Raw genomic sequence first — 22,924 nt, 5'->3', positions numbered from 1 at the left:
CTCCGGATTCCGGCATCCATTGTCAGTGGCGTGCGAAGGGGCGTGCTCTGCCTAGTGCAGCGTCACCATATAATTCGCATACGGAAATTCTGAAGGGCTGATGACGCGGCGCGTGGCGATCCGCACCGAATAGAGCGGCCCCTCCAGATTTTTCTCCCAGAACCGGAGAAAGTCCGTCAGCACGGGGTAGCGCGGTTCTAGATCGTATTCCTGCCAGATATAGGTCTGGATGAGATCGGGATGATCCGGCATGCGATAGAGGATTTCGGCGGTCACCAGCCGGTAGCCGTCGAGCATCTTCTGGAATTCGGTCGCTGTCGTCACTTCGGCACCTCTGTCTCTGGGCGAGCGCAGTGCTCGCCGTCTCGATGGGCCTATGCCGATGAACGAGTCTAGTGAAGAGCAAGCGTCGTCGTCGATGATCCACGCCGCGCGAGCGCATTTTTTCCCGATATGTGGCCGAAATTCTGGCACTCGCTCAGGGAGAGCGCTGCTCGTCGGCATCGGGTCCGAGCGGCTGGCCATAGCTGAACTCGACGACATTTCCGTCCGGGTCGGCAAGGCCGCAGAAATGCCCGACGGGATAGGGCAGCGTCTTGGGCGGCCAGACGAGATGGTCCGCGCCGCGCCGCGCGATCTCGTCCACAGCCTCGCGGCTCGCGAGCGCGAAACCGAGATGCGTGAAGTCGTCGCCTCGCTGGGCCGGGCGGTTGCCGCCCTCGATCATGACGATGACGAAGGCGTGCTCCTTGCCGTCTTCCGCGATCCAGGCCACGCGCTCGCCCTTGTCCCCGCGCTCATGCACCGTCTTCATGCCGCAAAACTCCGCATAGAACGCCTTGGACGCGTCGAGATCGCGGACATGGAGAGCGATATGGGTGAGAGCGGGTTTCATGGGCATTTTCCTCCTGTCTCATGCCCATATGGGCAGCGGCGCGGATGAAATGAACAGGACGGGAAGTCTAGCCCGCCCGGCCCCGGCGGGCAGCCCCGGCCTTGACCGGCGCCCGGATTTGGGTTCGTTTGTGCGCCGAGGGGATCGCAAGAAGCCCCGTTCTATTTCCAGGAAACGACAGGGAAACCCATGACCGAGCCATTTCGCGCCATTCGCGTCTCGAAAACCGATTCCGGCCAGAAGGCGGAACTCGTGCAGATCGGCCTCGACGACCTCATGGAAGGCGATGTGACGGTGGCGGTCGAATATTCGACGGTCAATTACAAGGACGGGCTCGCCCTTACCGGCAAGGCGCCCGTCATCCGCACCTGGCCGCTCATTCCGGGTATCGACTTTGCGGGCCGGGTCGAGACATCGACGCATGAAGGTTTCAAGCCCGGCGACCGGGTGGTGCTCAATGGCTGGGGCGTGGGCGAGACGCATCATGGCGGCTATGCCGAGAAGGCGCGGGTCAAGGGCGACTGGCTGGTGAAGCTGCCGGATCCGATTTCCTCCGCTCATGCCATGGCGATCGGCACGGCGGGCTACACCGCCATGCTCTGCGTCATGGCGCTCGAATTCCACGGCGTGACGCCGGACAAGGGCGATGTGCTCGTCACAGGCGCTGCGGGCGGCGTGGGCTCGGTTGCGATCGCGCTTCTGGCGAAGCTCGGCTACCGCGTCATAGCATCGACGGGCCGCGCATCGGAAGCCGACTATCTTAAGGGTCTGGGCGCCGCCGACATCATCGACCGAAACGAGCTTTCTGGGCCCGCGCGACCGCTCGGCAAGGAGCGCTGGGCAGGCGCCGTCGATGCGGTCGGCAGCCACACGCTCGCCAATGTGCTCTCGATGACGCGCTATGGCGGCACGGTCGCCGCCTGCGGGCTCGCGCAGGGCATGGACCTGCCGGGCTCGGTCGCGCCGTTCATCCTTCGCGGCGTGACGCTTGCGGGCATCGACAGCGTCATGGCGCCGAGGGCGAAGCGGGTGGAAGCCTGGTCGCGTCTGGCGAAGGATCTCGATCTCGCGGCGCTCGACAGGATGACGAGCCGCGCCACGCTCGGGGACGTGCCGGCGCTCGGCGAAGAGATCATTGCGGGGCGGGTGCGCGGGCGGGTCGTCGTCGATGTGAAGGCGTGAGCCGCATCCGGGGGGAGAAGAAATGAACGTACAGATGACGAAGCCGCCCTTCCGCAAGGCGAACTATGTCGAGCCCCGCGTGGAGGTCGAGCATCGCGCCGATGGCTCGATCCTGCTGCGCAATCCGCACCCGCTGCATGAGGTGCCGGTCAATCTGATCGCCCCCATCCGCAAATGGGCGGCCGAGGCGCCGGATCGCGTCTGGCTCGGCAAGCGCAAGCCCACCGCGCAAGGCTTCGGCGAATGGGACCTGCTCACCTATGCCGATGCCGAGCGCAAGACGAACGCCATCGCCCAGGCTCTCCTCGATCGCGGCTTCGATCAGTCTACGCCCCTGATGATCCTCTCGGGCAATTCGATCGAGCATGCGCTCATGACCTATGGCGCCATTCTCGCGGGCGTGCCCGTGGCGCCCGTCTCGCCCTCCTACAGCACGATCAGCTCCGATTTCGAGAAGCTGAAATATGTCTTCGACCTCATCGAGCCGAAGATGATCTTCATGCAGGAGGCTGCTCCCTTCGCGCGCGCTCTGAAGGCGCTTCCTCTCGATGGCGTCGAGCTTGTCACCGTCGACGGGTCGCAAGGCACGCCCTATGCCGATCTCGTCGCCACGGCGCCGGGCACCACGGCGGTGGAAGAAAGCTACGCAAGGCTCGGCCACGATCAGGTCGCCAAATATCTCTTCACCTCCGGCTCCACCGGCATGCCCAAGGCCGTCATCATGACGAGCGGCATGATGTGCGTGAACTCGGTCATGCCGAAAAGCGTGACGGTGGTCGAGGAGGGCGACGAGCCTCCCGTCTTTCTCAACTGGCTGCCGTGGAACCACTGCTTCGGCGGCAACGCGATCCTGAACAATCTGCTCGTCGCGGGCGGCACGCTCTATATCGATGGCGGCCGGCCGGTGCCGGGCGGCTTTGCCGAGACGGTGCAGAACCTGCGGGAGATCGCGCCGACCAATTATTCGAACGTGCCCGCCGCCTATACGCTTCTCGTCGAGGAACTGGAGAAGGACGAGGCGCTCGCCCACAACTTCTTCTCGCGGCTGAAAACGCTCGCCTATGGCGGCGCGGCGCTGAGCCAGAACCTCTACGAGCGCATTCAGGAAATTGCCATCCGCACGGCCGGCGAGCGCATCATCTTTTCGTCCGGTTACGGCGCGACGGAAACGGCGCCGACCATCATGAACGTCCACTGGGCGACGGAACGCATGGGGCTCATCGGCCTGCCGCTGCCGGGGATCGAGCTGAAGCTCGCGCCGGTTGGACGCAAGATGGAAGTGCGCGTGCGCGGCGCCTGCATCACGCCGGGCTATTACAAGAATCCGGAGAAGACCCGCGAAGCCTATGACGAGGAAGGCTTCTATCGGCTCGGCGACGGCGCGCGCTTCGTCGATCCCGAAAATCCGCTGGAAGGTCTCGTCTTCGACGGCCGCGTGGCGGAGGATTTCAAGCTCTCGACCGGAACATGGGTCAGCGCCGGCAAGCTGCGCGTTGATGTGCTGGCGGCGACGGGCGGTCTGCTTCAGGACGCGCTGGTGGCGGGCCTCGACCGCGCCTATATCGGCGTGCTCGGCTTCCCCAACATTCCCGCATGCCGCAATGTCGCGGGCGATCAGGATCTCGCCATCGAAGATCTCGTGCGCCATCCGGCCGTGCTGGAGCGGCTCGCGGAGGGCCTGCGCGGCCACAACAAGACCAATCCCGGCTCGAGCACGCGCGTCGAGCGCGCGCTTCTCATGGTCGAGCCGCCGAGCATCGATGCAGGCGAATTGACCGACAAGGGATACATCAACCAGTCTGTGGCTCTCGGCCGCCGCGCCGGGCTTGTGGAAAAGCTCTATACAGACCCGCCCGGCAATGATGTCGTGGTCGCGTGACCGGGAAGACGGATTGACGAATGCTGGATCTGGGGCTTGTGGCGAGCGGGGCGGCGATCGGCGTGGCGGTCGCCGCGCCGATTGGGCCGGTCAATCTCATCGTCATCCGGCGGACGCTACGCTTCGGAACGCTCACGGGCTTTCTGTCCGGCATGGGGGCCGCGACGGGTGACGGCATCTTCGCGACGATCTCCGCCTTCGGACTGACCGCCGCGATCGATTTCGTCATTCGCTACGAATTGGTGATGCAGCTCATCGGCGGAATTTTTCTGCTCGCGCTCGGCGCGCGTACTTTTGTCGCGCATCCGCATCTTGAGAACGGGCCGCAGGAAAATCTGTCCGGCGCGCTTGCCCGCGTCTTCGTGACGACCTTCGTGCTCACCATCACGAATCCGGCGACCATGCTCGGCTTCATCGCCATTTTCGGCGGAGTGGCGGGATTGACCGCTCAGGATGCCGGTTACGGCCGAGCGGTGACGCTGGTGATTTCCGTCTTCATCGGCTCGGCGCTCTGGTGGGCGGCGCTTTCCGGCTTCGTCAGCATGTTCCGCCAGCGCATGAGCGATCGCATTCTCGTCATCGTCAATCGCGTCTCGGGCGGCCTTATCGTGCTCTTCGGTCTGGTCGTTCTCGGCCGTGTGCTCTATCGTTACCTCGGCTAATCTGCCGCCTCTTTAAATATAAAAATTCCGGGGAGATCATGGAGAAGATGAACGGCGCTGAAAGCCTGGTGCGGACACTGGTCGCCTCGGGTGTGGAGGTCTGCTTCACCAATCCAGGCACTTCCGAAATGCATTTCGTCGCCGCCCTCGACAAGGTCGATGGCATGCGCGCGGTGCTCGGCCTCTTCGAGGGCGCGGTCACCGGCATGGCGGATGGCTATGGCCGCATGGCGGAGAAGCCGGCGGCGACGCTGCTCCATCTCGGGCCCGGCCTCTCGAACGGACTTGCCAATCTCCACAATGCGCGCCGCGCCGCCACGCCCATCGTCAATATCGTCGGCGATCACGCGACCTACCACGCGCAATATGATGCGCCGCTCGCTTCCGACATTCAGGGCTTCGCGCGCCCCGTCTCGGGGTGGATCCATTCGAGCCCGAGCCCGAAAACGGTCGCGGCGGACGGCGCCCGCGCCGTGCAGGCCGCGCGCGCCGCGCCCGGCCAGATCGCGACGCTGATCCTTCCCGCCGATACCGCCTGGCTCGATGCCGACGGGCCTGCGCCCGCGCTTCCCGTTCAGGGGCCGGCGTCCGTCTCCTCGCAGGCCATTGACGGTGCCGCAGAGGCGCTGAAGAGCAGCGGCAAGTCGGTCATTCTCGTTCGCGGCGAGGCGCTGAAGAAGCGCGGGCTTGCCGCTGCCGGGCGCATCGCGGCCAAGACCGGCGCGCGCATCATGTGCGACACCTTCGCGCCCCGGCTCGAGCGTGGAGCGGGTATCGTCGCCGTCGAGCGCATTCCCTATTTCGCCGAGCAGATCGTCGATACGTTCAAGGATGTGGAGAAGCTCATCCTCGTCGGCGCGAAGCCGCCCGTTTCCTTCTTCGCCTATCCTGGCAAGCCGAGCTGGTGCACGCCCGAAAGCTGCGAGATTCGCTATCTCGCCCATGCGCATGAAGATGGCGTCGCGGCGCTGGAAGCGCTGGCCGACGTGCTCGGCGCGCCGAAGGAGCCGGCTCTGGTCGCCCCGCTCAACAAGCCCGCGCTTCCGACCGGCAGGCTCGATCAGTTCTCCGCCGGCCAGATCATCGCGCATTATCTGCCCGAGCACGCGATCATTTCAGATGAGGCGGCGACTTCCGGCCTCGGCGCGCAGATCGCGACCGCGACGGCCAACCCCCATGACCACCTCTCCCTGACCGGCGGTTCGATCGGGCAGGGCCTGCCGCTCGCGACCGGCGCGGCCATCGCCTGTCCGGATCGCAAGGTCGTCTGCCTGCATGGCGATGGCGGCGCGATGTACACGCTTCAGGCGCTCTGGACGCAGGCGCGCGAGAAACTCGATGTGGTGAACGTGATCTACGCCAATCGCTCCTATGCGATCCTGAACATCGAGCTTGCCCGTGTGGGTGCCGGAAACCCGGGACCCAAGGCGCTCTCCATGCTCGATCTGCACAATCCGGAGCTGAACTGGACGAGCCTCGCCCATGGCATGGGCGTCGAGGCCGTCCGTGTAGAGACGGTCGAGGATTTCGCGGACGCCTTCGCTTCGGCCGTGAAGGCGAAGGGACCGCGACTCATCGAGGTGATGATCTGAAAGCGTTCCGGGACCGCAAACGCGGCTCGGAAACGCGACAATGTAAAGAGCGGGAGCGCGGCCGGCAGCGGCCGCGCGAGGGGCGAAGTTAGTTCATCACCCGATTGAGAGTGAATTCCCCCTGCCGGACCCGGTCAGCAAGGCCGGTCGCCATTTCCGCGACGGCCTCTTCGCCATAGGCTTCCACCATGTCCGAGAGTGCGGCGAAGATCGCCGTGGTCGCGAGGATGTCGGCAGACACGCCTTCGGCCAGCGCTTCGTCCCACGCATCGAGAATGTTCTGAAGCGCCATGCGGCGCTGCTCGGCCTCGTCAGGCGCCGACGGATCGAGCCCTTCCTCGTCGAAGGAATTGAACATGGTATCGCTGGATGAGTCTTCGGCCATCACGCCCTCTGTGTCGCGCCTCTTGAGGAGCACCGTCCGTAAGGCGCGAATGACCGGCCCTGCGGCCGCTCGAAAAGCACCGGTTTCGTACACCTGCAATCGCCTTTGTAGCACAAGCGCAGGAAAAGTCCCGTTTCTCGTGAAGGGGAGGTTAACGCGAAAAACGCGAGGGGCCGTGTCGGCCTTCTTACGGAAAAAATGGCCAGTTCAAAAGGCGCGTGCGCTCCTGTCGAGCCCTGAAAGCCGGGCGGCGAGTGCGCGTCCTTCGTCGAAAATGGTTCTGGTTTCCGTAGCGGCAGCCTCGGTGCAGCGCGGAAATTTCTCCTGCGCCTCGTGATAGGCGCTGTTGAAATGCGAGATCAGAACCTGGCGCTGCAAGGCGTCCTGATTGGCGGCATCGAGGAGGTCGATCATCTTGTTCCGCCAGAGCGCGCCCTCATTGGCGCCGCAAATGGCGCGGAGATGATGCGCCGCGCCGAGAATTTCGGACAGGCGCTCGAGCCCTTCGGCCATCGGGTCGGCCCGAGCCGGACCAGGGACGAGCATCAGGAACGCCGCCAGCAAACCGCCTGCAAGCGCGCATCTCGTCCCGAAACTGCACAAGGAGCGTGCCATTCCACTCCGCCAGGGCTCCACCGGCCCCGCAAAGCCGGGGCGCGATGGAACACCTGCAGGAGTTGCGCCGCGGGCGGCTCAGAAGATCGAGTAGCCGCCGTCGATGATGAAGGTGTCGCCCGAATGATAGGAGGACGCGTTCGACGTCAGATAGACGGCGACGCCGCCGAAATCCTCCGGCTCGCCCCAGCGCCGCGCGGGCACGCGCGGGATGACCTTTTCGGCGAAAGCCTTGTTGGCCTGCGCGCCCGCCGTCATGTCCGTCGCGATCCAGCCCGGAAGAATGGCGTTGGCGCGGATGCCGAAGCGCGCGAATTCGACGGCGCAGGACTTGATCATCGAGATGACGCCGCCCTTCGTCGCCGCATAGGCCTGATTGCGCGCCGCGCCTTCGATGGCGGCGAGGCTCGCAACGCCGACGAGCGATCCGCCCGCGTCGCCCGACTTCGCGCGGTCGACCATGTGGCGCGAGGCTTCGCGCAGCGTCCAGAACACGCCGTCGAGATTGACGGCGAGCGTCTTGCGATAGATCTCCGTCGACATGTCGAGGAAGGAGGGCGCGCCATAGCCGACGCCCGCGTTGGCGAACACGCTGTCGAGACGTCCCAGTTCCTGCACCGTCGCGCCGATACCGTCGATGACTTCCTGCTCGTTGGCGACGTTCACCTTGCGCGTATAGACCTTGACGCCATGCGCCTTGAGCTGCGTCGCGGCCCTGGCGTTCTTCTCTTCATTCGTGCCCCAGATGGCGACGTTGGCGCCGGCCTGCGCCAGAGCGTCGGCCATGCCGAGCCCGATGCCGCCATTGCCGCCGGTGACGAGTGCGACCTTGCCGGTCAGATCGAAAGGTTTGTAAGCCATTATGGTTCCCCGGATTGGTGAATATCGATGGGGATAGTTTATGCCTGTCCGCGCGCTTCCGCTCAATGGGGTTGGCGGACAGGAAGGCTCAGGGGCGCTCCACCGAATCGGCGGCGCAGGGCGCGCAGAGCCCCGCGATCTCGACGACCTTGTGCTCGACGATGAAGCGGACATGCCTTGCCGCAGCGTCGAGCGCCTTGTCGAGCTTCGGATCGACGATTTCCTCCGCCGTGCCGCATTTGCGGCAGATGAGGAACTGGCTCGTATGCGGCGCGCCCGCCTCGACGCAGCCGAGATAGGCGTTGAGCGATTCGATCTTGTGAATGAGCCCTTCCGCCATCAGGAAATCGAGCGCGCGATAGACCGTCGGCGGCCGCGCCGCCTTGTGCGTCCGCGACAATTCGTCGAGCACCTCATAGGCGCCCACGGGCTTGTGCGAACGCCAGACGATCTGAAGCACTTTCTCGCGGATAGGAGTGAGCGCGACCGCGCGCTCTTCGCAAAGCGCGCGCGCGACATTCATGGCTTCGTCCACGCAGACATCATGGTCGTGGAGCCGGTGTTCCCGGGATTTGCCGCTCTGGTGCTTTTGAGCGGGCGCCTTGCGCGCCGCTTTCCTCTCTTCCGCCATGGCGGCGATGTTACAACATATCGGGAGGACTTGTCCCGCCGCGGCGGTTAAGCTCGCGGACCATGTGCGGACGCTATCTGATCTCCCTGCCTCCCGAGGCGATGCGGACCCTCTTCGAGTTCGATGAGCGGCCGAATTTTCCTGCGCGCTACAACATAGCGCCGAGCCAGCCCGTGCCCATCATCCGCCTCGAAGGCGGACGCCGGCATTTCGTTCTCGTGCGCTGGGGCCTCATTCCTTCCTGGGTGAAGGAAGAGCCGAAATCTCTTCTCATCAATGCGCGCGCGGAGACGATCGCGGAGAAGCCCTCTTTCCGCGCGGCCTTTCGCCATCGCCGCGCCCTGATGCCGGCCGATGGGTTTTACGAGTGGAAGGTGATGCCGAAGGGGCCGAAGCAGCCCTATCTCATACGCCGCCGTGACGGCAGGCCCTTTGCCATGGCTGCCCTCTGGGACAACTGGATGACGGCCGATGGAAGCGAGATCGAAAGCTGCGCCGTTGTGACGACCGACGCGAACGCCACGCTCGCGCCGATCCATGAGCGCATGCCGGTGATACTCGACGAGAAGGACTGGGCGCGTTGGCTCGATCCCTCGACGCCATTGAAGGAGTTGCAGGACCTGATGAAGCCTGCGCCGGACGATCTGCTGGAGGCGATCCCCGTCAGTGAAGGGGTCAACCGGGTTGCCAATGATCATCCGGGCCTGATCGTCGAGGCGCATGTCCGCCCCCGGACGGTGCCCGAGGCGCCGGCCCCAAGAAAACGGAAGCCCACGGACGATCGGCAGGGTGATCTCTTCTAGGTATTGGGCGGATATGCTGCGTCGGCCGCGGTCGTCTCGGCGTGTTTGTGGCGGGCTCCCTGCACATAACCCGGGATCTTGAGGCGCCTGTCAACATCGCCAAAGCGGCGCATGGTGAGAGTTTCGCGCATGAGGGTCGAGATACGGTTTCGTTCGAGGCGCCTTATCCCGCCCGGAAAAGCGTGGAGCGCCGGCATCGCCGAGGCGGCAGGGGTGACGGAATTTCACAAGTCGCGGAGGTGCTAAGGCGTCTCGCGCCGGACGCCCCTCTCACTGTATAATCCCCGGGCGCCGTGGCCAGCCGGGGACCAAATGTTATCCGACATCATCATCCTGCTCGTCCTCATTTTGCTGAACGGCTATTTCTCGCTAGCGGAAATGGCGATCGTCTCCGCCAGGAGGCAGAGGCTTCAGGCGCTCATGTCCGCACGCATGCGTGCGCAGGGCGCGGTCGGCGGCTATGAGGCGGCATTGGCGCTCCATGCAGAGCCCGGCCGTTTCCTCTCCGCCCAGCAGATCGGCATCACGCTTGTCGGCGTCTTCAGCGGCGCTTTCGGTGGCGCGACCCTGTCCGAGCCCATCGCGGCGTCGATCGCACATCTGCCTTATGTCGGGCCCTATGCGCAGCAGATCAGCCTCGGCACCGTCGTCATCGTCATCACCTATCTGACGCTCATCCTCGGCGAGCTGGTGCCGAAGCGTCTTGCGCTCGCCAACCCGGAAGCGATCGCGGCGACCATCGCCCGGCCCATGACGACGCTGACACGCATATTCGGCCCCGCCGTCGATCTTCTTTCCTGGTCGACAGAGACGGTGCTGAAGCTCGCCGGCCTGACCGGCCAGCAGGTCGCGCATGTGACCGAGGAGGAGATCAAGCACCTTGTGGAAGAGGGGGCCGCCGCCGGCGCCATCGATAGCGTCGAGCGCGACATCGTCAATCGTGTCTTCCGCCTCGGCGACATGCGCGTCAGCGAGATCATGACGCCGCGTGTCCAGATGGTGTGGCTCGATACGGAATTCACGGTGGAAGAAAATCTGAGGCTCATACGCGCCGAACAGAAGATGCGCTATCCGGTGCGGCGGGGAATGAACGGCGCGCCGGTGGGCATGGTGCGGCTCGAAGACCTTTTTCTCTCGCCCCGGACGAATGACGAGCTGCTGCGCAAGATGTCGCCGCCGCTCTATATCCCGCGTACGGCATCCGTTCTCAAGGGGTTGAGCATCCTCCAGTCGGAGAGCATGTTCATGGGCTTCATCATCGACGAATATGGCGATGTCGTCGGCACACTGACCATGGCGGAAATATTCTTCGCCATCATCGGCGATATCTCCGAACACGCGGTCGATGCGAACCCTGCCGTGGTAGCGCGCGACGACGGGTCCTATATCATCGACGGCGTCGTCTCGGTGGACGAGGTGCGCCGTCTTCTGAAGCTGACGAAGCTGCCGGGCGACGAACAGGCCGAGGTCAACACGCTTGCCGGTGTCATGTTCAACTGGTTCGGGCGCCTGCCGCGCGAGGGCGACTATTTCGGCTGGAACGGCTATCGCTTCGAGGTGGTGGATATGGACGGGCCCCGGATCGACAAGATTCTGGTCGTTCCGGCGCAGAACCTGCCGATCGGCAGTCCGCTCGCCCGCACGGCCGATTAGGGAGGGCGCGAAGGGCGACGCCCGCTAATCGAGCGAAACGACCTTGCCCGGATTGAGAATGTTCTTCGGATCGAGCGCGCGCTTCAGCGTCCGCATCAGCTCGATCTCGACGGGCGATTTCGTTGCCGCGATCTCGTCGCGCTTCATGCGCCCCACGCCGTGTTCGGCGCTGATCGAGCCGCCATACTCGCGAACGATTGCATGCACGATGGCGCTCATCTCGTCCCAGCGGGCGAGGTAGGCGGGCTTGTCCATGCCTATGGGCTGGCTCAGGTTGAAATGGATGTTGCCGTCCCCGACATGCCCGAATGGCACGGGACGAATGCCCGGAAGCGCCTTCTCCACCGCATGGCTTGCCCGCGCGATGAAGTCCGCGACGGCCGAAACCGGCACTGAAACATCGTGCTTGATGCTGCCGCCTTCGAGGCGCTGCACATCGGACATGCTTTCGCGCAGACGCCAGAATTCGTCGCGTTGCGCGCCCGATTGCGCGATGGCGGCGTCGGTGACGAGGTTCTTTTCCATGGCGGTTTCGAGCATCGCTTCGAGCGCTTGCGAAAGCGCGTCGCCTTCACCGCCCGAGGCAAGCTCGATGAGAACGTACCATGGCGAGGGCGCCGCGAGAGGGTCGCTCGCCCCCGGAAGATGCTTTGTCACGAATTCGATGCCGATGCGCGGCATCAATTCGAAGCCGGTGACGAGCCCGCCCGTCGCCTCGTCCGCGAGGCGCAGAAGGCGCACCGCCGCCTCGACGTCCGGCACGGCGACAAAAGAAGTTTCGACCGCGCGAGGGCGAGGATAGAGCTTCAGGACGGCGCCGGTGATGATGCCGAGCGTTCCCTCCGCGCCGAGAAAAATCTGCTTGAGGTCATAACCCGTATTGTCCTTGCGCAAGCCTCGCATGCCGTTCCAGACGCGGCCATCGGCGAGCACGACTTCGAGCCCGAGCACGAGATCGCGCGCATTGCCATAGCGAAGAACCGCCGTACCGCCCGCATTGGTCGAGAGATTGCCGCCGATCTCGCAGCTCCCTTCGGATGCAAGGCTCAGCGGGAAAAGCCTGCCGGCCGCCTGCGCGGCATCCTGCGCGGCGGCAAGCGTCACACCTGCCTCGACGGTCAGCGTATTGTTTTCCGCATCGAGCGCGATGATGCGGTTCATGCGCGCGAGCGAAAGCACGACCTCCTCGCCCGTCTCGAAAGGCACCTGTCCGCCGACAAGGCCGGTATTGCCCCCCTGCGGCACGATGCGGGTTTCCGTCTCATGCGCGATCTTCATCAGGGCCGAAACTTCAGCGGTCGATGCGGGCCGAAGCACGGCCGCCGCGCGCCCCTTGTAGAGATCGCGCCGCTCGACGAGATAGGGCGCCATGTCCTCCGCAGCGTCGATGAAGCCCGACGGCCCGACAACGGCCTTCATGCGCGACAGCGTCTCCGGAGACGGCTTCACGATGCGATCCTCCGATGCGCGCGGACGCCCGTGTGAAGAATGAGTGGTCGGCCCTCGCCGTCCGCTTCGAGGAAATGATAGGTCACTGGAAGCGTCATGCCGGGAGGCGTGCCGACGAAGAGCGAGGGCTCGACCGGCGCGAGCGCGACGCGCCTGCCGCCGCCGGAAATGACGGCGAAATCGGGCGAGGAGATTGTCGTGGCGACGAGTTGCCCGCCTTCCACCGTGACCTCCACCGTCTCCATGACATTGGCATAGCGCCCGGGATAGCGCGCGAGATCGAGGGCGAGCCCCGGCGTCGGGGCGGGCGGCGCGGGCGGGGCGATCCCCGCATGGGTCGAAAAGATTTCGCCGATGATCGCTTGCGCGAGCCCCTTGCCGTTGCCGCCATTGGTGAGGAGGGCCATAGCCGTTCCGCTCGCCGGATGATAGCGCAGCCATGCCGCCTGACCGATGGTCGAGCCGTCATGCCCGAAGGTTTCGTAACGTCCGTCACCGTCCCAATCCCACAGGAAGGCCGCAAGCCCGATGGCGTCGATATTCATGCGCGGCGGGCATGTGACATTCATCTCATGCATGGCGCGAACACTTTCAGGCGACAGGATGCGGGTACTGTCCTGCGCGACGCCCCCATTCATCAGCATGCGCGCGAAGATGATGACATCACGCGCCCGCGCCATCGGCATGGAGCCCGCTGGCGCGTTCGATTGCGCGAGATAGGCGATGGGAGACACGAAGAGCCCTTCGCCCGTGCCGAGATGGCCGATCGCGGTGAGGTAGCGCATGGCCTGTTCGGGCAGGGTCGAGAAGGCGGGCGTGCCGATGGGTTTGACGATGCGCCTGCGCACGGCCTTGTCCCAGGGCTCGCCGCCTGCGACCTCGATGAGGCGACCGGCAATGACGAAGCCCGTATTGCAATAGGAAAACATGGCGCCGGGGGCATGGATCTGCCCGAGCGTGCCGAGCATGCCGACGAAACGCGCGATGCGGTCCTCGCCACGCCCGGCATCCCTGAAGAAATCGCCCTCGATGCCGCTCCTGTGGGTGAGCAGATCGCGCAATGTCATGCGCGCGCTTGCCTCGGCATCGGCGACCTTGAATTCCGGCAACCACGTCCTGACGGGCTCGTCGAGCGAGAGTTTCCCCTCCTCGACGAGCTGAAGGCAGATGGCGGCCGTGTAGAGCTTCGTGATCGAGCCGATCTGGAACAGCGTGTCCGGCGTCGCGGGCACGCGCGTCTCGATATTGACCACGCCCGATGCCGCCTCGGAAAGCTCGCCCCTTGCCCAGACGGCGAGCGCCGCGCCGGGCACGCCATAGGCGCGCGTCAGATCGTCGAGACGGGTAGAAATGCCTGGCATGTCTGGAGTCATGAAAAGGCCGGTGCGGGCTTCGCAATTTCGCGGGCGGAGTTTAGCATGACACTCATTCTAGCAGGTACCGAGTCGAACAATGTCCGAAGAGATGCCCGAAGTTACGCCCGGAGAAACGATAGTCGACGCCGTGGAGCGCGTGATAGTCGCCGTGAGGAATCTGGCGGAAGCCGAAGAGGTCTACACGCGCATACTTGGCCGCATGCCCTCCTGGCGTCACAGGGATCCGGGCGGCGGCACGGCGCATGTCGTTTTTCGGCTCGACAACATGTCCCTTGAACTGGTGGAGCCGGTCAATGGCGGCCCCTGGGGAAAAGTTACCTCCCGCTACCTTGACGGGAGGGGCGAGGGGGTGATGACCCTTGTTCTGAGGACGCCGGATGCGGAAAAGGCTGCGCGCGCGCTGACCGCAATCGGTCTGGCCGCCGTGGCGCTCCCTCAGGGCGAGGCGCGGGACGGTTCCAGGGTCCGGAGCTGGCGCAATGTACTCATGCCTACAAGCCTGACGCGGGGCGTCAGCCTTCTCCTGACCGACGAAACGAGCCGGCGCGAAAATCTTCCCCCGGCCGAACTTCGCGAGGGCGTGGCAGCCGCGGATGCGATTTCGGCGCTCGATCACATCGTCATCATGACGGCCGATGCCGAAGCAATGAAGGTGCTTCTCGGCGACAAGCTCGGCATCCGTCTCGCCCTCGATCAGTCGAAGCCGGAATGGGGCGTCCGCCAGCTCTTCTTCCGGCTTGGCGGTGTCACCATCGAGGTCGTCGAGCCGCTGGACAAGGCGAAGGCGCCTGCCGACGATCACTATTGGGGCCTCGCATGGAAGGCGGGCAATGTCGCCACCATGCGCGAGCGGCTCATGCGCGATGGCGTCGAGGTGTCGGATGTGCGCAGGGGCCGCAAGAAGGGCACCGAAGTCGCGACGCTGCGGCCGCCGACAATGGGGATTCCGACCCTGCTCGTGGGGCCAGTTCCGGCTGCGGACTAGCGCTGGAAATTTTCGATCGCGATGCCATATTGGGGCATTACAGATCGAGGACCCGTATGAAATCAGCCGAGCTTCTTGTTGAGCGCGTCATCCTATCCGCGCGCTGGATTCTGGTCATTTTCTATTTCGGTCTCGGGCTCGCTCTTGCAGCCTATGCCGGTTCCTACGTCATCAAGCTTCTCAAGGTCATCAAGGGCGTCCTGACCTATGACGAGGCCGAGATGATCCTCGCCATGCTGAGCCTGATCGACGCGGCCCTTGTCGCGAGCCTCGTGCTGATGGTGATGATCTCGAGCTACGAGAATTTCGTCAGCCGCTTCGATGAGTCGAACACCGATCTCAACTGGCTGGGCAAGCTCGATTCAGGCAGCCTGAAGGTCAAGGTCGCGTCTGCCATCGTCGCGATCTCGTCCATTCATCTGCTGCAGATTTTTCTCAATGCGAGCCAGTACGACAACGGCAAGATCATGTGGATGACGATCATGCACATGGCCTTCGTCGTTTCGGCCGTATCGCTGGGTCTGCTCGAGCGCATTTCCGCGAAGAAATAGCGGCGCACTCCGCGGCTCAGTCGCGCGGCGCGGCGGCCCGCCTCAGGCGGTCGTTGATCGCCTCACCCAATCCCCTTGCGGGAACGGGCATGACCGCGATGGCGTGCCCTTCCGCAAGCTGGTCGAGGGAGCGCAGCATGGCGAAGAGATTGGCCGCCGCCTCCCGCAGATCGCCGGAGGGCGAAAGGTTCATGACCGGCCGGGAGCAGTTCGGCACATGTGGTCCGAAGGCGAGGAGCAGTTCGTCCTCGCGCGGATTTTCGACATCGAGGCGCAGGGGCGCGCGCGGCGCATAATGGCTCGCAAGCTGGCCGGGCGACGAGCGGCCTGCCTCGCCGGATGCCGCGTCGGCGGCGGCGAGCTTTCGTCCGAGTACCTTTTCGATCTCTTCCCGCGCGATGGCGCCGGGGCGGAGAAGGGTGGGGGCGCCGTTCTCCGGAAAGCCGATGACAGTCGACTCGAGGCCGAGCGGGCATGAGCCCCCGTCGAGGATGAGGGCAAGCGCCTCTCGCGTGCCGAGCGATGCCATCACATGCTGCGCCCGTGTCGGGCTCACCTCGCCCGACGCATTGGCGGACGGGGCCGCGATCGGCCTGTCCGCCGCGCGGATGAGCGCCTGCGCGATCGGGTGGCCGGGTGCCCGGAGAGCGACGGTGTCGAGCCCGGCGCTGACGAGAAGCGAGATCGGCGTCGTGGCGAGGCGCGGCAGAACGAGCGTGATGCCGCCCGGCCAGAAGGCGCGGGCGAGCGCGTCGGCCTCCGGCGTGAAGCGGGCATGGCGCGCCGCCTCCTCGCGGCCGGAGACATGGACGATGAGCGGATTGAAGGTCGGCCTTCCCTTCGTCTCGAAGATCGGGGCGACCGCCCTGTCATTCGTCGCATCCGCGCCGAGGCCATAGACAGTCTCGGTCGGAAAGGCGACGAGCCGTCCTTCGCGCAGCAGCGCGCCGGCATGGGCGATGGCCTCTTCGTTGGCGGGCAGGAATTCAGGCGGCACGGGGCTTCGCTTTCGCATTGCGCTGGTTGCGCGCCATCAGCGCATGGACAAGGCGCTGGGGCAGAAGCCGCGTCAGAAGCGCGATGAAATTGTTGAGCCTGCCATTGATGATGACGGGTCTTCCTGCCATCACGGCTTCATAGGCTTCGCGCGCCACGGCGTCGCCGTTCATCCACATGAATTTCGGCAGCTTGTTCATCTCGGCGCGATTGCCCGCGACGTCATGAAATTCCGAATAGGTGAAGCCGGGGCAGAGCGCCGTCACATGCACATTGCGGCCTTGATATTCGAGAGCGAGACTCTCCGACAGCTTGATGACGAAAGCCTTGCTCGCCGCATAAAGCGTGCCGCCCGCCGCGCCCGGCAGATGTCCCGCCAGCGAAGCGACATTGATGATGCGGCCATATTGCCTGGCCGCCATGCCGGGGCCGAACAGGTGGCAAAGCTCCGCCACCGCCGTCACCATCACCTGAATGAGAGCCTTCTGGTCGGCCCATTGCGTATCGCGGAAATGGCCGGGCACTGTATAGCCGGCATTGTTGACGAGGGCGTCGATCATGATGTGGCGGGCCGCCATCTCGTCGAAGAGGCGTCGGGGCGCGGCGGGATCTGCAAGATCGAGCGCCAGCACATGCGCCTTGACGCCATGCTCCTTGCCGATGCGCTCGCCAAGTTCCTTCAGCCGCTCCTCGCGCCGCGCCACGAGCACCACGTCGAAGCCGTGGCTCGCGAAGACGAGCGCGAGTTCGCGGCCGATGCCCGCCGACGCGCCGGTGACGAGCGCCGTTCGCCTCTTTGCCTCGCCGCTGGCCATGCTGCTTCCTTTCGACCGGTTCATTCGGCGGCGAGAATAGGATAAAAAGCCCGCGCCTGTCAGAATCCAGTTTTCGAGGATGATCCTATGAGCTACCGCGCCCCCGTCCGCGACATGGCTTTCGTGCTGCAGGAGGTTGCCGGCCTCGGCGGCCTGTCCGCCGGTGGCGGGTTCGCGGAGCTGACGCCCGATCTTGTCGAGGCGGTGCTCGAAGAAGGGGCGAAGCTCGCGGGCGAGGTGCTGGCGCCGCTCAACCACGCCGCCGACCGGGAAGGCGCAAGGCTCGAGGCCGATGGCGTCAAAACGCCCAAGGGCTTCGCCGAGGCCTATCGGCGCTGGGTCGATGGCGGCTGGGGCGCGCTTGCCGCGGCGCCTGAATATGGCGGGCAGGGCCTGCCGCTGGCGCTCGCCACGGCCATGCAGGAGATGTGGAACGCGGCCAACATGTCCTTTGGCCTCTGCCCCATTCTCTCGCAGGGCGCGATCGAGGCGCTGACCGCTCATGGCACGGAAGAGCAGAAGCGGCTTTATCTCGCCAGGCTCGTCTCGGGCGAGTGGACCGGCACCATGAACCTCACCGAGCCGCAGGCGGGCTCCGATCTCAACGCGCTCAAGGCGAGAGCGGTGCCGCAGGGCGATGGCACCTACCGCATCACCGGCACCAAGATCTTCATCACCTATGGCGATCACGATATGGCGGACAACATCGTCCATCTCGTGCTCGCGCGCCTGCCCGACGCGCCCGCGGGCACGCGCGGCATCTCGCTCTTCCTCGTGCCGAAATTCCTCGTCAATCCGGACGGCTCGCTCGGCGCGCGCAACGATGTCAAATGCGTGGGGCTCGAGGAGAAGCTCGGCATTCACGGCAGCCCCACCTGCGTCATGTCCTATGGCGACGAGGGCGGCGCCATCGGCACGCTGATCGGCGAGGAGAACAGGGGCCTTGCCTGCATGTTCACGATGATGAACAACGCGCGCCTTCTTGTTGGCACGCAGGGCGTCGCCATCGCCGAGCGCGCCTATCAGCATGCGCTCGCCTATGCGAATGAGCGCAGGCAGGGAAGGCCTGCGGGCTCGGATCTTCCCCCCGGCGAAATGGCGCCCATCGTCGCCCATCCCGATGTGCGGCGGATGCTACTCACCATGAAGTCGCTCACCGCAGCGGCGCGTGCCATCTGCTATGCGAATGCGGTCGCCATCGACCGCGCCCATCACGGCGCGGACGAAGCGGCGCGCGAGGCAGGCCGCGCGCGCGCCGATCTTCTGACGCCGATCGCCAAGAGCTTCTCGACCGATATCGGCGTCGAGGTCGCGTCCATCGGCGTTCAGATACATGGCGGCATGGGCTTCATCGAGGAGACGGGCGCGGCGCAGTATTATCGCGATGCGCGCATCCTGCCGATCTATGAAGGCACCAATGGCATTCAGGCGATCGACCTCGTCACGCGCAAATTGCCGCTCGGCAATGGCGCGGTGGTGCGTGGCTTCATCGCCGAAATGCGCGAGACGGCGGCGCGCGCGCAGCGCTCCAACCGCGACGACCTCGCGGCTATCGGCTCCGCGCTCGACAAGGGGCTCGACGCGCTCGATGAAGCAACGGAGTGGATGCTGACGCGGCTCAAATCCTCGGCCGACGATTGCCTTGCCGGAGCGAGCCCCTATCTGCGTCTTTTCGGCACAGTAGCGGGCGGGCACTTCCTCGCGCTCGGCGCGCTCGCGGCGGCCGCCAGCGACGGTGACGGCTTCATGCAGGCGCGGCTCGCCACGGCAGGTTTCTATGCCGCCCAGCAGCTTCCGCTCGCGGCGGGGCTCGTCGGGCCGTCCACGGCCGGCGCAGGCATGCTCTACGCGCTCGACGCCGAAGGGTTCGGAAACTGACTTTCCCCAGCGTTCGCCGGGAAAATTCCGCCATGATTTGACGTTTGCTCCGCGCCTCCCTATCACGGAAGGACAGTTGGAGAGTTCAAATGTCAGATGCTTCGCTCGCGGAACGTGAGGTGAGCCCCCTCCGCTATCCGCTGGGGCGCATCCCCGCCCATGGGGAAATGATGGAGGCAGCGCCCGGTATCTATTGGGTGCGGATGCCGCTGCCCTTTCAGCTCGACCACATCAATCTCTGGCTCCTCGAGGATGAAGACGGCTGGACGGTGGTCGATACCGGCGTCGCGAGCGAGGAGGTCATTGGCCTCTGGCGGCAGGTCTTTGCGAGCGGCCTGAAGGGCAAGCCGGTCAAGGGCCTCGTCGTCACCCATCTCCACCCCGACCATGTAGGGCTCGCCGGCTGGTTCACGCGCGAATGGGGCGTCGAGCTTCAGATGTCGCGCACCGATTTTCTGATGTGCCGCAACCTCGTTCTCGATACGGGCCGCGAGGCGCCGAGGGAAGCGCTCGATTTCTATCGCGCCGCAGGCTTCAGCCAGCGCGGGCTCGACAGCTATGCCAAACGCTTCGGCCATTTCGGCGAGCGTGTCTCGCCCCTGCCGGACATATTCCGCAGGCTGAAGGAAGGCGACGAGCTGCGGATCGGCGGCCGCCGCTGGCGCGTGGTCATCGGATCGGGCCATGCGCCCGAGCATGTCTGCCTCTATTGCGAAGAAGCGAAAATCCTCATCTCCGGCGATCAGGTCCTGCCGCGCATCTCGTCGAATGTCAGTGTGCACCCGACTGAAGCCTATGAGAACCCGTTGCAGGACTGGATCGATAGCTGCCACCGCATTCGCGCCGGCCTGCCGGACGATGTGCTCGTCCTTCCCGCGCATAACGAACCCTTTTACGGGCTCCATGCGCGCCTGACGCAGCTCATCGACGGCCATGAGGACGGACTGTCGAAGCTCCATGAGCTTCTGGCGGAACCGAAGAGGGCCATCGATGTCTTTCCGGCGCTCTTCAAGCGCAAGATCGGGCCAGACGTCTTCTTCATGGCGACGGGCGAGAGCCTAGCCCATCTGAATTGCCTGATCGGCCGGGGCGAGGCGGTGGTGAGCCGCGACGAGAAGGGCGTGAACTGGTATCGCCGCGCCTGAAGGCTTCGCCCCGGCATCGGCCGGGGCGAAGCCGTGAGGTGAGAGCGTCGCTCAAACCGCCTTGCGCATCTGCGTGGCGCCCGCGGCCGCTTGCGGGCTCAGATCCGCGAGGATGGCGGCGACGTTGTGGCGCAAGGTTTCCGCGGACAGGTTGACCCGCTCCGAAACGCTGCGCAGCTCGGCGCAGAGCGCCATGGCGTTGCGTGTCTGCTCCGCCACTTCGCTGATCTTCGACGAAACATCGCGCGTGCCTGCCGCGGCCTCGCCCACATTGAGCGAAATATGGGTCGCCGCCGCCGTCTGCTCGGCGACCGTCGCCGAAATGCCCGATGAGATGCCGTTGATTTCGGCAATCGTTTCATTGATGGCCTGGATCGCCGAAACGGCATCGGCCATGGCCGCCTGGATATTGGCGACCTGCGCCGTGATGCCGTCCGTCGCGCGCGCTGTCTGGTTCGCGAGCGATTTCACCTCGGAGGCGACGACAGCGAAGCCCTTGCCAGCTTCGCCCGCGCGGGCCGCTTCGATCGTCGCGTTCAGCGCCAGAAGATTTGTCTGGCTGGCGATTTCGGCAATGAGGCGCACCGTCTCGGAAATGTTCTGGCTGGCGCCTGCGAGCTGTTCGATGCTGACGCCTGCGCGCTGCGCGCGATTGACGGCTTCCTGCGTGATCTCGACCGAATGGCCTGCCTGCGTTTCGACGGCGCGCACCGCGTCCGAAAGCTCGCGCGTTGCCTCCGCGCTCGTCTGAACGTTCTCGGTCGCCTGCTGCGAGGCGGCGGCCACGTCGCTTGTATGGGTTTGAATGGTCGTCATGAAGCGCCCGATCTCGTCCGCGCCCTCATTGACATCGGCGCTGCGGGCGACGACCGCATCTAGCGCCGCGCCGATCTCCATCTCGAGCCTCTTGGCAACCGCGGCAAGCTCTTCCTCGCGCTTTTCCTCGCCCCTGTCGTTATAGACGGAGATGGCGATATCCATGTCGAGGAAGATGGCCTTCATCGCCGCGACAAGCACTGCCGAGAGACGCTCCGGCTTGCGCCTGTATTCGGCAACAAGCTCGGGGATGAGTTCGGACACGATGAAGGAATAGCCGCCGATATACCAGCGCGGCGGCAGGCCGATGCGCTCATGCGTCTCGCCGATCTTCTGCGCCTGCTGGAGAAAGGAGGTGCTGAAGGTGCCGTCGAAAAGCGAAGTCCAGTGCTGACGCTGCGCCGCCTTCAGCCGGTCGATCTTGCCTGCGCCACGGATGAGAGGCGCCGTTTCGGGCTGCCTGTCGATGTGCAGGTAGAAGCTGTCGAGAATGCCGCTGATCTTCTTGGAGAGAACCTGCGAGAGGTCCCTGTAGGCGTCGCTGGTTCTGGAATCCGTTCCGATACGCAGGAAGGCGAGGCGTTCCTCGCGGGAGAACTCTGTGCTCAATTTTCGACTGCCTTGTGTGCGCGGTTGGGCGCGTTGATAAAACTGAACTTGGGTTTATCCGCTGGCGGGAGTTAAGAAGCCCTCACCGGTATTTGCGGCCCGGCGAATTTTGTTCGCCGCCCAAGGGGGGCGGATTAGGAGCGGGCCAGCCTTCCGGCTAGACTCGCCAATCGTCTCGTCGAGTATGAAGCGTCATAATTATGGAAACTTTGCTCATCACCCATCCGGCCTGTTTCCGCCATGAGACCCCGCCCGGCCATCCGGAATGTCCGGAGCGGCTTCGCGCCGTCCTCCAGGCCCTCGAGGCGGAGGAATTCGCGCTCCTCCAGCGTGTCGAGGCGCCGGAAGCCACCATCGAGGCGATCGAGCGGGTCCATCCGCCGATCCATGTCGAGACGATCCTGAACGGCGCGCCGGAGCAGGGCTTTCGCCGGATCGACGCGGACACCACCATGTCGCCGGGCTCGGTCGAGGCGGCGTTCCGCGCGGCGGGCGCGGTCATCCGCGCGGTCGATGAGGTGATGGCGGGGCGCGCGCGCAATGCGTTCTGCGCCGTCCGTCCGCCGGGACATCACGCCGAGCCCGATCAGGCCATGGGTTTTTGCCTGTTCAACAATGTCGCCATCGGCGCGCTTCATGCCCGCGACGTTCACGGGCTTTCGCGCGTCGCGGTCGTCGATTTCGACGTGCATCACGGCAATGGGACACAAGCCTGCTTCGAGACGGACGGAAACCTCTTCTATGCCTCGACGCATCAATGGCCGCTTTACCCGGGCACGGGACGGGCAGGGGAGCGCGGCATTGGTAACATTCTGAACAGGACCCTGCCGCCCGGCGCGGGCTCGGCGGAATTCCGCGAAGCGGTCAGCGACGCCATTCTGCCCGCGCTTGAGCGGTTCCAGCCGGAATTCCTCTTCATCTCGGCCGGATTCGACGCCCATGCGGCCGATCCCCTCGCCAATCTGCGGCTGACGGAGGATGATTATGGCTGGGTGACGACGGAACTCGTCCGTTTCGCCAATCGCCACTGTGGCGGCCGCGTTGTCTCGACGCTTGAGGGCGGGTATGACTTGGCCGCGCTTGCCGCCAGCGCCCGGGCGCATGTAAGGGCGCTCATGCTCGCGGCCTGATCTGCGGCCTGATCTG

General features: G+C 64.9%; 22 protein-coding genes. 11 read left to right on the top strand and 11 right to left on the bottom strand.

Translation table 11 applies throughout. The annotated features are described in order from the left end of the window. Positions 1-51: 51 nt before the first annotated feature. Complete coding sequence (locus tag PKA57_RS01090; protein WP_324297257.1) at positions 52-297, bottom strand: Usg family protein; 246 nt, start codon at positions 295-297, stop codon at positions 52-54. Between the two features lie 181 nt (positions 298-478). After that, complete coding sequence (locus PKA57_RS01085) at positions 479-895, bottom strand: VOC family protein (protein WP_324297068.1); 417 nt, start codon at positions 893-895, stop codon at positions 479-481. Positions 896-1,084: 189 nt separating this feature from the next. Between PKA57_RS01085 and PKA57_RS01080 the strand changes: the two genes are divergently transcribed. From PKA57_RS01080 to PKA57_RS01065, 4 genes are read left to right on the top strand one after another with little or no spacing between them, the layout of a single operon-like run. Continuing rightward, positions 1,085-2,077, top strand: a complete 993-nt coding sequence (locus PKA57_RS01080; RefSeq protein WP_324297067.1) for an MDR family oxidoreductase — start codon at positions 1,085-1,087, stop codon at positions 2,075-2,077. A 22-nt stretch (positions 2,078-2,099) separates the two neighbouring features. Then, positions 2,100-3,956 carry an AMP-binding protein gene (locus tag PKA57_RS01075; RefSeq protein ID WP_324297066.1) on the top strand — a complete coding sequence of 619 codons (1,857 nt, stop codon included), beginning with the start codon at positions 2,100-2,102 and terminating at the stop codon, positions 3,954-3,956. A gap of 20 nt (positions 3,957-3,976) precedes the next feature. Beyond that, positions 3,977-4,618 carry a LysE family transporter gene (locus PKA57_RS01070; RefSeq protein ID WP_324297065.1) on the top strand — a complete coding sequence of 214 codons (642 nt, stop codon included), beginning with the start codon at positions 3,977-3,979 and terminating at the stop codon, positions 4,616-4,618. Between the two features lie 47 nt (positions 4,619-4,665). Beyond that, positions 4,666-6,210: an acetolactate synthase large subunit gene (locus PKA57_RS01065; protein ID WP_324297256.1), complete on the top strand. Its 1,545-nt coding sequence runs from the start codon at positions 4,666-4,668 to the stop codon at positions 6,208-6,210. A gap of 88 nt (positions 6,211-6,298) precedes the next feature. Here PKA57_RS01065 and PKA57_RS01060 read toward each other — a convergent pair whose 3' ends face one another. The 4 genes from PKA57_RS01060 to PKA57_RS01045 all read right to left on the bottom strand — a co-directional run bounded on the left by PKA57_RS01060 (position 6,299) and on the right by PKA57_RS01045 (position 8,606). After that, complete coding sequence (locus PKA57_RS01060) at positions 6,299-6,595, bottom strand: hypothetical protein (RefSeq protein WP_324297064.1); 297 nt, start codon at positions 6,593-6,595, stop codon at positions 6,299-6,301. A 207-nt stretch (positions 6,596-6,802) separates the two neighbouring features. Then, positions 6,803-7,141: a TIGR02301 family protein gene (locus tag PKA57_RS01055; protein ID WP_324297063.1), complete on the bottom strand. Its 339-nt coding sequence runs from the start codon at positions 7,139-7,141 to the stop codon at positions 6,803-6,805. A 147-nt stretch (positions 7,142-7,288) separates the two neighbouring features. Then, entirely contained in the window at positions 7,289-8,071 is a 783-nt protein-coding gene (locus tag PKA57_RS01050) for an SDR family oxidoreductase (protein WP_324297062.1), read from the bottom strand. An 88-nt stretch (positions 8,072-8,159) separates the two neighbouring features. Continuing rightward, the gene (locus tag PKA57_RS01045; RefSeq protein ID WP_324297061.1) at positions 8,160-8,606 is read right to left on the bottom strand and encodes a Fur family transcriptional regulator; all 447 of its coding nucleotides are present in this window, start codon (positions 8,604-8,606) and stop codon (positions 8,160-8,162) included. A 158-nt stretch (positions 8,607-8,764) separates the two neighbouring features. Here PKA57_RS01045 and PKA57_RS01040 point away from each other — a divergent pair, with 158 nt between their 5' ends. Together PKA57_RS01040 and PKA57_RS01035 are read left to right on the top strand one after the other, a co-directional pair. Continuing rightward, the gene (locus tag PKA57_RS01040) at positions 8,765-9,505 is read left to right on the top strand and encodes an SOS response-associated peptidase (RefSeq protein ID WP_324297060.1); all 741 of its coding nucleotides are present in this window, start codon (positions 8,765-8,767) and stop codon (positions 9,503-9,505) included. A 312-nt stretch (positions 9,506-9,817) separates the two neighbouring features. Next, on the top strand, positions 9,818-11,158 hold the full coding sequence (locus tag PKA57_RS01035) for a hemolysin family protein (RefSeq protein WP_324297059.1): 1,341 nt from the start codon (positions 9,818-9,820) through the stop codon (positions 11,156-11,158). A gap of 24 nt (positions 11,159-11,182) precedes the next feature. Here PKA57_RS01035 and PKA57_RS01030 read toward each other — a convergent pair whose 3' ends face one another. Both PKA57_RS01030 and PKA57_RS01025 read right to left on the bottom strand, forming a co-directional pair. Then, complete coding sequence (locus PKA57_RS01030) at positions 11,183-12,607, bottom strand: FAD-binding oxidoreductase (protein WP_324297058.1); 1,425 nt, start codon at positions 12,605-12,607, stop codon at positions 11,183-11,185. Then, the gene (locus PKA57_RS01025; RefSeq protein WP_324297057.1) at positions 12,604-13,968 is read right to left on the bottom strand and encodes a serine hydrolase domain-containing protein; all 1,365 of its coding nucleotides are present in this window, start codon (positions 13,966-13,968) and stop codon (positions 12,604-12,606) included. Before PKA57_RS01025 ends, PKA57_RS01030 begins: the two co-directional genes overlap by 4 nt. 91 nt (positions 13,969-14,059) lie before the next feature. On the opposite strand from PKA57_RS01025, the gene PKA57_RS01020 reads away from it, so the two are divergent. Together PKA57_RS01020 and PKA57_RS01015 are read left to right on the top strand one after the other, a co-directional pair. Beyond that, a complete protein-coding gene (locus PKA57_RS01020) occupies positions 14,060-14,968 on the top strand; it encodes a VOC family protein (protein ID WP_324297056.1) in 909 nt (302 codons plus the stop codon). Positions 14,969-15,024: 56 nt separating this feature from the next. Further along, positions 15,025-15,519, top strand: coding sequence for a TIGR00645 family protein (locus PKA57_RS01015; RefSeq protein ID WP_324297055.1), 495 nt, complete (start codon positions 15,025-15,027; stop codon positions 15,517-15,519). Positions 15,520-15,535: 16 nt separating this feature from the next. Here PKA57_RS01015 and PKA57_RS01010 read toward each other — a convergent pair whose 3' ends face one another. Together PKA57_RS01010 and PKA57_RS01005 are read right to left on the bottom strand one after the other, a co-directional pair. Next, positions 15,536-16,516, bottom strand: a complete 981-nt coding sequence (locus PKA57_RS01010; RefSeq protein WP_324297054.1) for an L-threonylcarbamoyladenylate synthase — start codon at positions 16,514-16,516, stop codon at positions 15,536-15,538. Then, the gene (locus PKA57_RS01005; protein ID WP_324297053.1) at positions 16,506-17,330 is read right to left on the bottom strand and encodes an SDR family oxidoreductase; all 825 of its coding nucleotides are present in this window, start codon (positions 17,328-17,330) and stop codon (positions 16,506-16,508) included. Before PKA57_RS01005 ends, PKA57_RS01010 begins: the two co-directional genes overlap by 11 nt. Positions 17,331-17,417: 87 nt before the next feature. On the opposite strand from PKA57_RS01005, the gene PKA57_RS01000 reads away from it, so the two are divergent. Together PKA57_RS01000 and PKA57_RS00995 are read left to right on the top strand one after the other, a co-directional pair. Further along, complete coding sequence (locus PKA57_RS01000) at positions 17,418-19,208, top strand: acyl-CoA dehydrogenase (RefSeq protein ID WP_324297052.1); 1,791 nt, start codon at positions 17,418-17,420, stop codon at positions 19,206-19,208. A gap of 89 nt (positions 19,209-19,297) precedes the next feature. Then, positions 19,298-20,353: an MBL fold metallo-hydrolase gene (locus PKA57_RS00995; RefSeq protein WP_324297051.1), complete on the top strand. Its 1,056-nt coding sequence runs from the start codon at positions 19,298-19,300 to the stop codon at positions 20,351-20,353. Between the two features lie 51 nt (positions 20,354-20,404). On the opposite strand, the gene PKA57_RS00990 is transcribed toward PKA57_RS00995, so the two are convergent. Continuing rightward, positions 20,405-21,778, bottom strand: coding sequence for a globin-coupled sensor protein (locus PKA57_RS00990; RefSeq protein ID WP_324297050.1), 1,374 nt, complete (start codon positions 21,776-21,778; stop codon positions 20,405-20,407). Positions 21,779-21,978: 200 nt separating this feature from the next. Between PKA57_RS00990 and PKA57_RS00985 the strand changes: the two genes are divergently transcribed. Next, the gene (locus PKA57_RS00985; RefSeq protein ID WP_324297049.1) at positions 21,979-22,908 is read left to right on the top strand and encodes a histone deacetylase family protein; all 930 of its coding nucleotides are present in this window, start codon (positions 21,979-21,981) and stop codon (positions 22,906-22,908) included. The last annotated feature ends 16 nt before the right edge of the window (positions 22,909-22,924 follow it).

Origin of the sequence: Parvibaculum sp., assembly GCF_035325945.1 — a bacterium.
Lineage (GTDB): Bacteria > Pseudomonadota > Alphaproteobacteria > Parvibaculales > Parvibaculaceae > Parvibaculum.
This window is presented reverse-complemented; position numbering and strand designations above follow the sequence as displayed.